This is a genomic window from Peribacillus sp. NPDC097895, assembly GCF_050277555.1.
Lineage (GTDB): Bacteria > Bacillota > Bacilli > Bacillales > DSM-1321 > Peribacillus.
The window spans coordinates 641,824-656,796 of sequence record NZ_JBNNSH010000002.1; the positions used below are offsets into that span (position 1 = coordinate 641,824).

Consider the following 14,973-nt stretch of genomic DNA (forward strand, 5'->3'; position numbering starts at 1 on the left):
TCTCCTGGCTGCAGTAAAACTCCCAATGTTTTTTGTCTCATTTCTAATTCCTCCTATCTTTAATATGGAAAGGATGCTATTGCACCTGAATCCCCAAAGACCAAAAAGCCTCCGCCAATTAGCGGAAGCTTTTAGATGTGTAAGAACACATATAAAGGCGCAGGCCGCGAAAATCCACAACCTGCGCTTTAAAATGATCAATGAGCACATTCGAGACTTTATCTAGAAAGACAAAGTCTCAAGGCAGGAGGACGTATGATAATATTCGGTTATGGCATCTATGTGCTTAACTGATTTAGTCATGACGTTCGTCTCCTTTCTCATTGAATAATGGTAATATTTAACTCGTGTTTAAAGATTACTACGTGTGTATATTTTTGTCAATTGTCAGTTTTCTAGATTATTGATGGATAATCCTTTATTCTTAATAAGAATGACGTAACCTAAGGAGGTTCAGCATATGCATTGGAGAAAATATATACTCCTAGCGGTTCCCTTTTTATTTTTATCCATTTTCATCTTATTTGCCGTACCGGTCAAATATACACCATTATCCTTTATTCCCGTGTTACTTTTCTGGATCGTTTATTATATCTTATTGCACCTGGAAAAGAAGAAGAAAAATAACCGATAACAAAATTCAACGATGAACTTGAGGGCGTTGCAAATGCAAAGCCCCTTTCTTGACCGCTCTGCATATAATGATTGAAAAACATTTGTGGTGATTGTATGTTTTCCCAATATGTGCAGAAGCTGTTAGGCAAAAGCTTTGTCAAAACGAAACCCATCATCGATGCAGAAAGTTATGACACGCTAAAATCCCATTTACAAAAAGAGCTTTTTCAGCCTACGGACGGATCAAAAGCTTTTTTCCCCGAGGAAACCGCGCTTGTAAAAAGCATTCGATCCAAGACGGCTGCCTTGAATCGCAATAATATCACAAGAACACAAGCATATCTTGCCTATTACAATCGTAACCCCGAGGTACATTGGGCCTTTTTAGCACATATGGTTTCAAGGAATGGCGGATACCATATGACTGACTTGAAAAGTTCATCCATGACCCATCTCCTTGACAGCGCGGAACGGCAGAAATTTTTCCTGTTCCTTGAGCGCGCCAATTCAGCCATATTTGCCGATGCCTTCCCTCAACTCCTTTTATATGAACATTCTAAACAAAAAGAGCTTCCATTAAGAAAGTATTTACCCATCTTCCATATTTCAAGATTCATGGCCCCGATTTGGGAATCTTTCATCAAAGAACCCCAGTCACCCCTTTTGACAACGTCACTTATCATCAATGAACAAAGAATGCTTCAGGAAAGGGTAATAAAACGCACCCATCATGGTGAAATCCTCCGAAGGCTTGATTTTCAGCTACAGGAATTCTTAGGCTTCACGAACGTGATCTTTCCTTATGCAAATAAGAAGGACGGACTCCATTCCTTGACCGGCCTTACCGTTGAACGCTTTGCCGATCCGAAACAGCGAATTGAAACGGGAAAATTCTTATATGAGCTTCTTTTTCAGCCAGCAGTTTTTCGCGGTGTTGGCCAGTTTATAAAAGAGGTTCCACATACTGGCTCGAGAAAGGATTATTGGCAAACCATATATACCTCCGATGCATCCGATGCATCCGCATCCAAAGATGATAAAATCTACAGTCCCACTCTTCATGATGCATGGGCAGATCAAAAATTCTTTCCTCCCCTTTCCATTGATTGGTTTACAAAGGAAAGCCAGATTGAAGATTTACAAAGCTCACCTATTATAAAAAAGGTGGACCTGACCTACAAGGTGCTCGAAAATGTCAAACATCTCAAAACCATAAACGAACTGAAAGCCTTTTTCTAGCATCATGTCTCTTACTTTGAATATCCCATCCTCCATTTGGCAAGAATGGTTAGCAAAAAAGAATGGGTGAATCAAATGAGAGGCATTGTACTATTGAATCCAAACAGCAAAATCGGGGATTTACATACGAATGAAAGCTTTGCGATCCAAAAGATTGTAACGGACAAGTATATAGAAGAAAAAAATATTTCCCCGGTCATACTGAATCCTTATCAGCTCCATCCTTATTACACGATCCCACATGAACTTCTATTCAATTTACAAAATAAAAAAACGGATCAAATCGATTGCCTGGTGTTGCACTCTTTAGAAACGATGGAACGTTTTATCTATATTTACCCTGAAAAGTGGCTCGAGCTTTGCGGATATTTCAAAGAGATAATCTGTGTGGCGACTGAAACTCCCGTTAGGAAATATGAAGCAAACTAATGGACTATTTAAAAAGTCATGGTACAAAAAGACCTTGTGACTGAATTCTCTACGGAGATGCATGTCAATCATCGGTCTTTTATCACGACCTCTTCTTGATTTGAACTTCTCCTTTTTACATGAGCGAATCATAATCCATTCCTCTCTTGATTACCATCCTGCTTGGCTTGACCCTCTCTTTATCTATTAAAACCTTACCAAAATCATTATCATTCAAATTATTTCAATTTACCTAATTTTATGAACACCAGTAATTTTATAGATTAATAACATTCTTTTGGCATTATAGATAAATTTACGGATAAAGCATAGAAAAATAAGTTAATTTTATATATCATTGGAGATAGGAATTTTCTTATATTTTACTTTTACTAGAAAGGAATGAAAATGATGGCCAAGGGAAAAAAGAAAAAAAATCCAATTCCTTTCCGATTGAACATTATGTTCTTTTTAATATTCATTTTATTTTCAAGCTTAATAATCAGGCTTGGTATCGTCCAAATCGTGTATGGAAATGATTATCTCCGCGAAGTCGACAGAACGGAAAACGATGTGGCCAATACCCCAGTTCCGCGTGGTAAGATGTATGACCGCAACTTGAACCCGGTCGTTGACAATGAGCCACGTAACGCCATTACTTATACGAAATATCCAAATACGAAAACGGCCGACATGGTGAAAACGGCCGAGGTCCTTGCTACCTTGATAGAAAAAGATACGAAAAAGGTAACATTGCCGGATAAAAAGGACTTTTGGATTTTAAAACACCCGAAAGAAGCCGAAGCTTTGATCACCAAGGCAGAACGGAAGAAAGTAGTAGAAAAGAAACTGGAGCAAAAAAGTTTATACAAACTTCAAATGGAACGGGTCACCGAAGAGAATATCAATGAATTCACCAAGGATGAATTGGAAGTGATCGCCATCTTCAGGGAATTCAATAGTGGCTATGCCCTCACTCCGTCCATCGTGAAGAATAAAGATGTCACTACAAAAGAATACGCCAGGGTTAGTGAGCATTTGGATGAAATGCCAGGCGTGGACGTAACGACGGATTGGGAAAGGACCTATAAGTATGAGGAGACCCTGCGCTCGGTTCTAGGCAAAGTCTCTTCTTCAGAAGAAGGAATTCCCAGTGAAAATATTGACTATTATCTAGCACGCGACTATACCAGGAATGATCGGGTCGGAAAAAGTTATATCGAAAAACAATATGAAGATGTCCTGCGCGGTCAAAAGACGCGGGTTGAAAATGTGCTGAGCAAAGGCGAAGTCATCAAAACGAATACCCTCACTGAAGGGCAAAGCGGAAAAGACTTGGTCCTGACAATTGATATGGAGCTGCAGCAAAAGGTAGAAGCTATCATCGAGAGCGAATTGCGGAGAACTAAGGCTAAAGGAAATACCTACTTATTGGATCGTGCCTTCGTCGTTTTGATGGATCCGAACACAGGCGAGGTGCTAACCATGGCCGGTAGACAATACGGCCGCAACAGTAAAACCGGCTTGACCGAAATGAACGATTTCGCCCTTGGTAACATCACGACATCCTATACGATGGGGTCATCTGTTAAAGGAGCCACTGTCTACACGGGCTTTCAGACAGGAGCCATCGCACCAGGGTCAGCTTTTTTTGACAGAAAACTCCTTTTAGCAGGGGCTAAGAAAGGATCTTATAGTGATTTGGGTTATGTAACAGATGTCACCGCGTTAAAGAAATCGTCGAATGTTTATATGTTCATGACGGCGATCAAAATAGCGGGCGGGCATTATATACCACATCGACCGTTAGGAATCAACAGGGAAGCTTATGCCATCATGCGGAATCATTATGCCCAATTCGGATTGGGTGTCCGTACAGGCATCGACCTGCCAAATGAATCAGTCGGATTTAAAGGAGTCGATATGTCAACAGACGGATTGCTGCTGGATTTATCGATTGGACAGTATGATACATATACTCCTATGCAATTGGCACAGTATGTATCAACGATTGCAAATGGCGGAAAAAGGCTGGAGCCCCGTATGGTCAGGGAAATAAGGAATCCTTCCAATGAACACAATGAATTGGGGAGCGTTTTTAAAACAATGAGCCCCAAAGTGTTAAATGACTTAGATGGGAAAGACGTTTGGATACAGCGTGTCCAGGAAGGATTCAGGCAGGTTGCCCAGGAGCCAGGCGGGACGGCCTATAAATATTTCGGCGGGAAGTCCTACCGTGCGGCAGCAAAAACAGGTACTGCCGAGGCCTTTTACGACGGACCGCGGAGGAATCAATATAGCGCGCCAGTTCCGACTATCAATCTGACACTTGTAGGATATGCACCTCACAATAACCCTGAAGTGGCATTCTCTGTCGTCGTGCCATGGGTGTATCAAGGTAAGCCTTCAGACGATATTAACAAACGGATTGGGGAGGAAGTGATGGATGCCTACTTTAAATTGAAGGAAAAAAGAGCGAAAGGTGAATCTGATGCAGATAAGGCAGTAGAAAGCCCTCAATGATAATTACAAAAAAAGGCCTGCTCGATTACGAGTAGGCCTTTTTTGATGCTCCATTTATTCCAGCTTTTGAACGAATTCCTTATAAAGAGCCCTTAGTGCATCTCCCCTGCTGATGATGCCGATGACTTTATCATTTTTGTCCACGACGGGGATTTTCTTGAAATGATGCTTGGAAAGGACCTTTATCAAATCCTCTAACGGATCTTCGGGGGACAACTTCGTGATTTTTTTATTTTTAATGATCTGTGAGACTTTGTCATTCATTTTGGATGTGACCTTTTCATCCAATTCTTCACCAGGAAGGATGGTAATGTATGTGAAATACCCCATGATCGCTTCCTCTGCAGGTGTCAAATAACGAAGGATATCCCCGTCCGTCACCATCCCCAATAGCTTATCGTGTTCATCCACGACCGGAACCCCGCCCACTTTATTTTCGATTAAAGTTCGCAGGATTTCTTTTAATGTAAAATCGGGACGGGCTACATAGACTTCCCTTATCATGAAATCCTTAACTAACATATAAAAACACCCCTTTTTATAAGTTTGACGTTCTGATTTCATCTCTCTTTTTATTAATACCCTTACTTACTCTATTTAAAAACCCTTGCCGCCTGAACGGCCTTTTTCCAGCCATCATATAAATCCTCCCGTTCCTGTTCTTCCATTTCGGGTTCGAATTTTTTATCGACAGCCCATTGCTTTGAAATCTCTTCTTGGCTTTTCCAATATCCGACAGCGAGCCCGGCTAAATACGCTGCCCCTAATGCGGTCGTTTCACTAATTACCGGCCTTTCGACCGGTACATTCAAGAGGCCGCTTTGAAATTGCATCAAGAAGTCATTTTTGACAACCCCGCCATCGACTCGCAATGCCTTTAGACTAATCCCTGAATCGCCTTCCATCGCACTGAGGACATCTTTTGTCTGATAGGCCAATGCTTCCAATGTTGCCCGGACAAAATGCTCCTTCGATGTCCCCCTTGATAATCCGAATACCGCTCCCCTGACATCACTATCCCAATAAGGGGTACCTAATCCAACAAATGCAGGGACTACATAGACGCCCTCGGCTGAAGTGACACGCATAGCATACTTTTCACTGTCTTTCGAATCTTGCAAGAGTTTCAACCCGTCCCTTAACCATTGTATGGCCGAACCTGCGACAAAAATACTGCCTTCCAATGCGTACTCGACTTTTCCGTTCAGCCCCCATGCAATCGTAGTCAACAGGCCATGCTCGGATTTCACTGCCTGTCCTCCTGTATTCATCAGCATAAAGCAACCGGTGCCGTACGTATTTTTAGCCATACCTTTTTCAAAGCATGCTTGGCCGAACAGAGCGGCCTGTTGATCTCCTGCAGCTCCGGCAATCGGAATTTCGTGGCCAAAGAAATGATGTGGGGCTGTTTTCCCATAGACCTCCGATGAGGAACGAACATCCGGCAGCATTGAATGCGGCACTTGCAGAATTTCCAGGAGCTCTTCGTCCCACTTTAAATCATGAATGTTATACATCAGCGTCCTTGAAGCATTCGAATAATCAGTTACATGGGCTTTACCACCTGAAAGCTTCCATATCAGCCACGTATCGATCGTACCAAACAATAATTCACCGTTTTCTGCTTTCTCCCGCGCCCCTTCTACATGGTCGAGAATCCATTTCACCTTTGTACCGGAAAAATAAGCATCAATCAACAAACCCGTTTTCCCGAAAAATAAGTCATCAAGACCATCATTCTTCAATTGCTCGCAAATCTCACTCGTCTGTCGGGATTGCCAGACGATGGCATGATGAATCGGCTGACCTGTTTCCTTATTCCATACTACGGTCGTCTCCCGTTGATTCGTTATGCCGATTCCCGCAATCTGTTCAGGTTTTACATTCATTTCCGATAGACACGAAGCGATGACCGATAAAATGGAGCCCCAAATTTCATTGGCATTATGCTCCACCCATCCAGGATTGGGGAAAAATTGGGTGAACTCCTTTTGGGCAATATGCAAAACTTCCCCGTTCTTATTAAACAAAATGGCGCGGGAACTTGTCGTTCCTTGATCCAATGATAATATGTAAGTCTCCATAGTTGTCTCCTCCTACACCTAAGATACATTTCAACTTAAGTGTCGTGCTGTTTTTTCTTTCTTCATTTTACTAGATATACCCCTGAAAACAAAAAATATAGAAAGTTAGTTGGAAGGTTGAAAATTATTGGCAGATTGCTAGCTAATCTTTTACAATGAAAAAAGACGGATAGGAGGAAATGGTAAATGAATAATCATGATATAGATTTTAAAATTTATGGTGACGACATGCAGTTTGTTGAAGTGGAATTGGATCCGCATGAAACCGTGATTGCCGAAGCTGGAAGTTTAATGATGATGGAGGACCAAATCAAGATGGAAACCATCTTTGGTGATGGGTCTTCGAATAGTGACGGCGGAATGATGGGTAAGCTATTTGGTGCTGGGAAAAGGCTTCTAACGGGTGAGAGTCTTTTCATGACGGCTTTTACGAATGAAGGACGAGATAAAAGACATGCTTCCTTCGCTTCCCCTTATCCAGGTAAAATCATTCCCATGGATTTAAGCGAGCTCGGCGGGAAAATCATTTGTCAAAAAGACGCTTTCTTGGCAGCGGCAAAAGGCGTTTCAGTCGGAATTGAGTTTCAGAGAAAAATAGGAGCTGGCTTTTTTGGCGGTGAAGGTTTCATCATGCAAAAGCTTGAAGGAGACGGAATGACCTTCGTTCACGCTGGTGGAACGATCCATAAAAGAGAATTGGCTGCAGGCGAGATTTTACGCGTCGATACTGGATGTTTGGTAGCAATGACTGCTGGGGTAGATTATAATATTGAATTTGTAAAAGGCGTAAAAACCGCCTTATTCGGAGGCGAAGGTTTATTCTTCGCCACATTAAAGGGACCCGGAACCGTCTGGGTGCAATCTTTGCCATTCAGCCGGCTTGCCAGCCGTGTATTTGCTGCAGCGCCGCAAAATGGAGGATCATCCGAAGAAGGCAGCGTAGCTAGAGGATTGTTCAATTTATTCAACGATAAATAAGAACCGGACCAATGGCTGCCATGCCATCATGGCAGTCATTGCTCTCTTTTAAAAGGATGGATAGCTACATGCAGCTTATTAAATGGTCCTACATGAGACGTTATAATATCAAGGCAATTTTTGATGAATTCCCGAACTCGCCTGTTATTTTCCGAAAAATAAGAGATTACTATTTTGTTTATACCATTCACTGGACAGCTGCCGATGCCCCCATCGGCATTAATGAGCTTGAAAAAATGGAACAGTTGCTCAACCGGGAGCTCGGAACTGAACTGCAATATCTCTATCGGAAAAAATGAGGTCACTCCTCGTACATCATTTTTCTTGTCATCCCTCCATCGACGATAAGGTCAACTCCCGTAACGAAGTCATTATCCGATGCCGTTAAATATAGGCAGGCCCTTGCAATATCCTCCGGTTTGCCAACCCGATTGGATAAATGCTGTTGATGATCCTTTTCCCTTAACGCTCCATAATCACCTGTTTCAATCCAACCTGGAGAAATCGAATTAACCGTAATTTTCTCTTTGCTGAATGAAGCGGCGAGTGCATGGGTCAAGGCAACGATCCCCCCTTTTGTCGCTGCATAGGATTCCGAATCCGGCTCTGACATAATCGCTCTTGTTGATGCTAAATTGATGATTGCCCCGCCCGTTTCATTATTCCGCATCGAAATTGCTGCTGCCCGGGAACAAAGGAACACACTGCGCAAGTTCGTATTCATCATATCGTCCCATTCCTCAATCGTCAGATCATATAGCGATTTGAATAATGTCTTTCCGGCATTATTAATTAATATATCAATGGTTTTATATGTTTCTAGAGTGACATCCATCAAATGCAGGATGTCAGCTTCCTTCCGAACATCCGTTTTAACGAACATGGCTTCATTCCCATTACTTTTGAGCTCCTCTACGTACTGAAGGCCCTCCTGCTCGTCCATATCTGCAAGTACGACCGATGCACCACTTTCAGCATATCCCTTTGCCACGCCTCTCCCTATACCATTAGAAGCGCCTGTTACAATCACCGTTTTATTTGTGAACCCCATATTTTCATCCTCACTTTCACTAGCTTGCTTTCCCTATCATAATCTCCAATTCGCCCCACTTCAAACACTTCACTTCAAACACTTTCCTTGAGTGATCAATAATCAGCAGGACCCATTATATTTTTGTAGTGGCCTTCAATGATGTATGATAATAGAAACAACAAGAATGAACCAGGGTGAAGGGAACCTGCTATTATCTTTCTACAGTGTAAAAAAATTTATATTGGAGGAATGTAAAAATGGACTTATTAAAAAATGTGTTTTCTTTAGGATTAGGTGCTGCCGCTGCTACAAAGGAACAAATTGAAAAAGCAGTGGACTCTCTTGTAAAAAAAGGCGATATCTCAAAGGAAGACTCCAAGGTTCTTATTAAACAATGGGTCGAAAAAGGGGAACAAGCCCAAAAACAACTGGATGAATCCGTCAAGCTCAAAGTCAATCAAGCACTCAACGGTCTAAACTTGGCAACCAAAGAAGAAGTTCGGGAATTAGAGCGTCGTATCGCAATTTTAGAGCAGCAAAACAAAAACATACAACCGTAATCTGGAGGTACTTGAATGTTTGGCAAGCGACTGAAACACGCACATCGTTACCAAGAAATCATTAATGCCTTTTTGAAAAATGGTTTTGGTTACTTCATCTATCGCCTCGGGTTATCCGAGAGCAAAGCGGCATCGAAACTCCAACCAGACGAAAATCTGAACCTCCGCTCAATAGGCGAGAGGTTGCATAAGATATTACAAAGCTTGGGACCCACTTTCATTAAACTTGGTCAGATTGCAAGTACGAGGCGTGATTTCGTTCCGGAAGAAATCGTCCGCGAACTTGAAAAGTTACAGGACCAGGTCACTCCCTTTCCATTTGATAAAGTTCGCAAGATTGTTGAAGCAGAATTGGGGGATTCATTGGAAAACCTTTTTCTTGAATTTGATGAAATCCCACTGGCAACCGCTTCGATTGGGCAGGTCCATGCTGCACGGCTACCATCGCAGGAAATAGTAGCAATCAAAGTGCAGCGACCTGATATTCTGCCAACCGTGGAAACGGATTTGGAAATTCTCGATGATTTGGCAAGACTGATGGAAGCACGCATATCTTGGGCAAGACGCTACCAAGTCAGAAAAATGATTGATGAATTCGCTAAATCACTTCGCGCAGAACTCGATTATAACTCCGAGGGGCGAAACGGGGAAAGAATTGCCAAGCAATTCATCAATGATCAAGCGTTAAAGATACCAAGGATCCATTGGGAATATTCTACAAAAAGGGTCCTATCGATGGATTTTATTCAAGGAATTAAGATCAATCATTATAAGCAGCTTGATGACGAAGGGTATGATCGCCGAAAAATCGCGGAAAGATTAGCAAATGCCATGCTACAACAAATATTGATCGATGGCTTTTACCACGGCGATCCCCATCCTGGCAATATCATCGTTTTGCCAGGTAATGTCGTCGCACTCATGGATTTTGGAATGGTGGGACGTCTGGAGGATGAAACGAAATATCAATTCGCCTCGCTTGTCATCAATCTGAAACGCGGAAGCACTAATGGACTGATCAAGACGCTTTCCGATATGGGCCTCCTGACAGACGAAACGGATATGGCTTCATTAAGGGGAGATATTGATGAACTGCGAAATAAATATTATGATATCCCATTGAGCCAAATCAGCTTAGGTGGAGCAGTGAATGACCTGTTCACAGTTGCCAATCGTCACCATGTCCAAATCCCCCCTGAATTCACGATGCTCGGCAAGGCACTGCTTACCATGGAAGCCATTATCGAGGAATTAGATCCACATTTCAGCATTATGAAGGCAGCTGAACCTTTTGGGGAAAGGCTTTTTAAGGAACGCTACAATCCAAAAAACATTGCAAAGAACACATGGAATCAATTCATAGAGTCTGCTGAAGCTCTTGCTGAACTTCCGAAGGACATCAGGGAAGTAACAGGTATCATAAAAAAAGGGAAATTGCGATTGGATATCAATATTCCCGAACTTCAAGTATTTTTACATAAGCTAGATCAAATCTCCAACCGTTTGTCTTTTAGTATTATCCTGCTTGCCTTTAGCATAATCATGGTCGGTCTCATTATCGGTTCGGCAATAGGCGGGGAAACCCTTCTTCTATGGAAAATACCAGTTATCGAGATAGGTTTTGTGGTTGCAACCCTGATGTTCTTATTCATGCTTTACACCATTTTCAGATCCGGAAAAATGTAAACTTACGAAAAAAGAGAAAAACCAATCAATAAGGTTTTTCTCTTTTTTCATGATTTCATTCATTGGTTATGTGTGCGACGATCATACGAAATCGCATACGCATGATGGCGGAAATGTAAGATTGGGTCTTCCGAGCACTCAATTCCCTCAGGGATATTGGTTGGATCAAACAGGAAATGATCGGCAAAAGATTCGATTTTATTTGATATCATTAAATGACCGACCGTGATTACTTGCTTATCTTCCGACCAAGCAATGGTTGAATCATCAGTCGGGTCATTTACCCCTCCTATTTGAATGTTCAATTTAAAGCCCACTGGACCTTGCTTGAGCCTCTCTTCCATTTCTTCATTCAGATATTCCGGATGACGCTTGGCTACCTCCTCTTTTGCTAGCATACTAAGACCTGCATCAGGTACCCACTCATACTTAATGGCCTGACGCCTCCCTTCCGCATTAACGAAATAGAAGGCATGTATGGAGTAATATTGACACGTTGAGAAACTGGCTGGAGAACGCATTTCTTTCAGCATTTGCAGGCTTGCCTTGCTTTCAGGGTACTTCAACAGGATTTTTGCAAGATCTTTCAGATTGGGAAAACCATCTTTTGCAGACTTGAAAAAGTCAGCAATATCAACAAATGCTTCCGGTGTTTTCGCAAAGAATAGCGGGATGGTCACAGCTATAAGGTCTGATGACTCTCCATTCGGCAATTGAAACTTGACTGCCATGCCCTTTACAGGTGAAATGGCATCAGGATGGATTGGAATCGGCGAGCTATTTGAAAACCTGATGATCGCCGGCACGGCTTCATCCTGAAGATGGGCTGCCACCGTTAATGGGGACGCGTTTCCGTTTGGGGTGAAAACCCCCTCATACATATATCCCCTTGCATGCGCCCGTCGATAACCAGGATATGTTCCAGCTACATTTTCAATTACATTCACTGCTTCACTCGCTAGTTCAGGTTTAACATTGGCATTCCCTTCCATGTGTCACCCCTCTTTTCAAATTTTTATTAAAGTTCATTCGCTATTACCTGTACCCCTTATTTCATTTGCTTATTCAAGGTACTTTGATCTCATAAAAATATTGGAAAGCAATGATCGCTAAAAATGCGCCTGGAAAAATCCAGGCGCTTCATTAATTCTTCGAATCCATGTTATAGAAGGGGTGTGCTAGACTTCCCCTTACATCGATTTTACTGAGAATTGGGAAGTTAACGCCGTAATTCAACTGGCAAAACGTCTCCACTTCTTCATTTTGGCCGGGCTCTTGATTCAGACCTTATCTTTATATTTGTTATAAAGCTTCATTCACTTGCCGTATTGACAAAAATACGGAACCCTCTGCCGAAAGATCATATATGGCTCTTTAATTATTTAGCATGATACGATAAATAGTAAGAAGAACAAGAGAAATAAGCTTAAAGGATCACAGATCCCCCTCTTATTTCATTCAACATGAACGGCAGTGCCATAAGCAATGATTTCACAAGCATTTTGCATGAAAGCTGAAGTTTCCAGGCGCATGGCAACGATGGCGTTCGCCCCTTTTTCTTTCGCTTCATCCACCATCCTGCCAATTGCTTTTTGTCTTGCTTCTTTCATCATTTCTGTATACTCAGTGATTTCGCCCCCGACAATGGTCCTTAATCCAGCGAGAATATCTTTTCCGATATGCTTGGATTGAACACTGTTCCCCTTAACAAGCCCCTTCAGTTCTTTGATTTCTTTACCAGGAACGGTATTAGTAGTCACGATAATCATATAGTTCATCCTCTTCCTTTTTTCTAATTTTTTTTACGATCAAATAAAAAATCAACGGAAATGGAGCTTGAATCAAACCTAGAATCCCCCACATCCAATGGTTAAAGCCATTCTTCCTGGCATCGATGAAGAGAAAAATACTTTGAGCCAATAAAATCAGCCCACACACGATCAAGGCAAATATTTTAAGGTTACTCATGACTCATCTTCACCTTTCTTTTTACAAGCATCGTATAAAAACAAATGAACACAACGGTCAGCACCTGGAGCGCTAGAAAGACTTCGGGTTGATGGAATAAGGCTAGAAACAGGAAACCTAGAATGATTGCAGCGGTTACAGTAAATATAAGCAGTTCTTTTACCCACTTTTTTTTGGTCTCCGCTCGCTGCATTTTGATTTTTTGTTCAAAATAGGATGGTTGGGGGATTTCAATCGAAAAAGCCTCATCAAAATTTTCCAGGCTCTTATTTATTTGGTCGACTATTTCTTGATCATCCTTGGCTGAGCGGTTTGGATAAGTTTGTTGATCCTTCATCAATCGGTTTCAGCTCCTTTCTTATAGTTTTAATGCCTTTATGGACACGGGATTTTACTGTCCCTTCTGGAACCTTGATTATTCCCGCTATTTCTTCGTAAGAAAAACCATAGTAATGCTTCAGGATGATCGGAACCCGTAAATCATCATTCAGATGACCTAGTGCTTCCATGACATCATCCCATGCTTGGTTATTGCTTTGTGTCTCCCATTTCAGTTTGCGGACTGACTGCTCTCGTATTAACAAGTTGATTTCTCGTTTCTGCTTTCGCTTTTGATCCAGATATAAGCGTGTTGCAATGGCAATCAGCCATGTAGAAAACTTTGAAGTCCCCTTGAACTTAGGAAGATTCTCAATCGCTTTCGAAAAGGTCTCCTGAGCTAAGTCTTCAGCATTTTGAAGATTGAAAGTCAATTTTAATAAATATTTAAGCAGGAAAGGATAGGTAACTTGAAACAATTCGGCTAATGCTTCATCGTCACCCTTTTTCGCCGCTTTGACCAGTCTTTTTTCTTCCATCAATGATCACCTACTCTCGTCCCTATCCGTTATAGTTATATGACGTTTGGGACGAAGAATTCGTTCACGAGAAATACATAATATTTTTCATTCTTGATTCCGCTCCACTTCTGAAAGGATCACATGGGTGACAGTTGCCGCAAAAGGAATTGTTCGGTTGATGAATACCTCCACTTCTTCAAGGCTCTCACTATGGATTTTCAGCATAAAACAAGCCTGTCCAGCAATTCGATAGCAAAAATCTACATTCGGTAACTTGGAGATATACTTTTTGAATTTCTCATATTCCCCATTTTTTATCGTTGCTTCCACGATACACTCAATAGGAAAACCAATCTTTTTATGGTCAATCTCGGCAACATACCCTTTAATGATTCCGAACGACTCCATTTGCCGTACTCGTTCTGTTACGGTGGGTGCAGAGAGGTTGACTTTCTTTGCCAATTCCCTCATGGAAATTCGGCTATTCATCGTTAATTTCGGCAAGGATGCTACGGTCTTTTTCATCTATTCTCATTTAAATATAACTTCCCTTCTTTTCTTTACATTCATTCATTATTAAACTGAAATACCTTACAAACGCAATGAAAATTCCTAGTTTTTTATATTAAGATTATCTCAAAGGGGAGATGTTCATGACAAGAATAAAAAATTCGGGGCTTGGGTCCAGTCCATTTCAACGATTGTTTCACTCAGAAGAGATTTCGCATAAATGGGCAAACCTTTCGGATTCTGTATCTGCAGATGGGAAACTTTCGAAGGAGTTAAAGGAAAATGTCAGAAGGGTGCTTGCATACGGTAATGGCTGTACATACTGTCAGGCAAAAGGAACACCATTAATGCCAGAAGATACGAAAGAAAGCTATGCAATCGCCTTTGCAGAAGTATTTCTCATTCAACGTGAAAAAACGGAGGAAAAGTTTTTTCACGTATTAAGGAGGTATTCACTGATGAAGAGGTCTCGGAACTATTGGCCTTCATTTGCTTTACAACTGCCCAGCAATATTTCGGGGCTTTGATGG

The 14,973-nt window shown here is 41.7% G+C and carries 18 protein-coding genes and 1 pseudogene; 9 read left to right on the top strand and 10 right to left on the bottom strand.

The window, feature by feature from the left end; translation table 11 throughout:
* Positions 1–460 precede the first annotated feature (460 nt).
* From ACQKMH_RS14480 to ACQKMH_RS14495, 4 genes are all read left to right on the top strand, one after another.
* On the top strand, positions 461–634 hold the full coding sequence (locus tag ACQKMH_RS14480) for a hypothetical protein (protein ID WP_427588201.1): 174 nt from the start codon (positions 461–463) through the stop codon (positions 632–634).
* Between the two features lie 95 nt (positions 635–729).
* Positions 730–1,854, top strand: a complete 1,125-nt coding sequence (locus ACQKMH_RS14485) for a DUF2515 family protein (protein WP_427588202.1) — start codon at positions 730–732, stop codon at positions 1,852–1,854.
* 75 nt (positions 1,855–1,929) lie between these two features.
* Positions 1,930–2,283 carry a hypothetical protein gene (locus ACQKMH_RS14490; protein WP_427588203.1) on the top strand — a complete coding sequence of 118 codons (354 nt, stop codon included), beginning with the start codon at positions 1,930–1,932 and terminating at the stop codon, positions 2,281–2,283.
* A gap of 390 nt (positions 2,284–2,673) precedes the next feature.
* The gene (locus ACQKMH_RS14495) at positions 2,674–4,785 is read left to right on the top strand and encodes a peptidoglycan D,D-transpeptidase FtsI family protein (protein ID WP_427588518.1); all 2,112 of its coding nucleotides are present in this window, start codon (positions 2,674–2,676) and stop codon (positions 4,783–4,785) included.
* Positions 4,786–4,839: 54 nt separating this feature from the next.
* Here the strand turns inward: ACQKMH_RS14495 and ACQKMH_RS14500 are convergent, their stop codons facing one another.
* Positions 4,840–5,307: a CBS domain-containing protein gene (locus ACQKMH_RS14500; RefSeq protein WP_144550728.1), complete on the bottom strand. Its 468-nt coding sequence runs from the start codon at positions 5,305–5,307 to the stop codon at positions 4,840–4,842.
* A gap of 71 nt (positions 5,308–5,378) precedes the next feature.
* The gene (gene glpK / locus ACQKMH_RS14505; protein ID WP_427588204.1) at positions 5,379–6,869 is read right to left on the bottom strand and encodes a glycerol kinase GlpK; all 1,491 of its coding nucleotides are present in this window, start codon (positions 6,867–6,869) and stop codon (positions 5,379–5,381) included.
* A gap of 186 nt (positions 6,870–7,055) precedes the next feature.
* Here glpK and ACQKMH_RS14510 point away from each other — a divergent pair, with 186 nt between their 5' ends.
* On the top strand, positions 7,056–7,847 hold the full coding sequence (locus ACQKMH_RS14510) for a TIGR00266 family protein (RefSeq protein WP_427588205.1): 792 nt from the start codon (positions 7,056–7,058) through the stop codon (positions 7,845–7,847).
* 68 nt (positions 7,848–7,915) lie between these two features.
* Positions 7,916–8,146 carry a hypothetical protein gene (locus ACQKMH_RS14515; protein WP_427588206.1) on the top strand — a complete coding sequence of 77 codons (231 nt, stop codon included), beginning with the start codon at positions 7,916–7,918 and terminating at the stop codon, positions 8,144–8,146.
* 2 nt (positions 8,147–8,148) lie between these two features.
* Here the strand turns inward: ACQKMH_RS14515 and ACQKMH_RS14520 are convergent, their stop codons facing one another.
* Positions 8,149–8,898: an SDR family NAD(P)-dependent oxidoreductase gene (locus ACQKMH_RS14520; RefSeq protein WP_427588207.1), complete on the bottom strand. Its 750-nt coding sequence runs from the start codon at positions 8,896–8,898 to the stop codon at positions 8,149–8,151.
* A 239-nt stretch (positions 8,899–9,137) separates the two neighbouring features.
* On the opposite strand from ACQKMH_RS14520, the gene ACQKMH_RS14525 reads away from it, so the two are divergent.
* The gene (locus ACQKMH_RS14525) at positions 9,138–9,440 is read left to right on the top strand and encodes a phasin family protein (protein WP_230158382.1); all 303 of its coding nucleotides are present in this window, start codon (positions 9,138–9,140) and stop codon (positions 9,438–9,440) included.
* A gap of 15 nt (positions 9,441–9,455) precedes the next feature.
* A complete protein-coding gene (locus ACQKMH_RS14530; RefSeq protein WP_427588208.1) occupies positions 9,456–11,126 on the top strand; it encodes an ABC1 kinase family protein in 1,671 nt (556 codons plus the stop codon).
* Positions 11,127–11,185: 59 nt separating this feature from the next.
* Here the strand turns inward: ACQKMH_RS14530 and ACQKMH_RS14535 are convergent, their stop codons facing one another.
* From ACQKMH_RS14535 to ACQKMH_RS14565, 7 genes and pseudogenes are all read right to left on the bottom strand, one after another.
* A complete protein-coding gene (locus ACQKMH_RS14535) occupies positions 11,186–12,118 on the bottom strand; it encodes a catalase family peroxidase (RefSeq protein ID WP_427588209.1) in 933 nt (310 codons plus the stop codon).
* Between the two features lie 151 nt (positions 12,119–12,269).
* On the bottom strand, positions 12,270–12,380 hold the full coding sequence (locus ACQKMH_RS14540) for a hypothetical protein (RefSeq protein WP_427588210.1): 111 nt from the start codon (positions 12,378–12,380) through the stop codon (positions 12,270–12,272).
* Between the two features lie 200 nt (positions 12,381–12,580).
* Positions 12,581–12,895, bottom strand: coding sequence for a YbjQ family protein (locus ACQKMH_RS14545; RefSeq protein WP_427588211.1), 315 nt, complete (start codon positions 12,893–12,895; stop codon positions 12,581–12,583).
* Entirely contained in the window at positions 12,876–13,094 is a 219-nt protein-coding gene (locus ACQKMH_RS14550; RefSeq protein WP_230158374.1) for a sigma-Y antisigma factor component, read from the bottom strand. Before ACQKMH_RS14550 ends, ACQKMH_RS14545 begins: the two co-directional genes overlap by 20 nt.
* Complete coding sequence (locus tag ACQKMH_RS14555; protein WP_427588212.1) at positions 13,087–13,431, bottom strand: YxlC family protein; 345 nt, start codon at positions 13,429–13,431, stop codon at positions 13,087–13,089. Before ACQKMH_RS14555 ends, ACQKMH_RS14550 begins: the two co-directional genes overlap by 8 nt.
* A complete protein-coding gene (gene sigY / locus ACQKMH_RS14560) occupies positions 13,388–13,951 on the bottom strand; it encodes an RNA polymerase sigma factor SigY (RefSeq protein ID WP_427588213.1) in 564 nt (187 codons plus the stop codon). Before sigY ends, ACQKMH_RS14555 begins: the two co-directional genes overlap by 44 nt.
* Positions 13,952–14,038: 87 nt before the next feature.
* Positions 14,039–14,468: pseudogene (locus ACQKMH_RS14565) on the bottom strand (Lrp/AsnC family transcriptional regulator).
* 118 nt (positions 14,469–14,586) lie between these two features.
* Between ACQKMH_RS14565 and ACQKMH_RS14570 the strand changes: the two are divergent.
* Complete coding sequence (locus tag ACQKMH_RS14570) at positions 14,587–14,970, top strand: carboxymuconolactone decarboxylase family protein (protein ID WP_427588214.1); 384 nt, start codon at positions 14,587–14,589, stop codon at positions 14,968–14,970.
* The last annotated feature ends 3 nt before the right edge of the window (positions 14,971–14,973 follow it).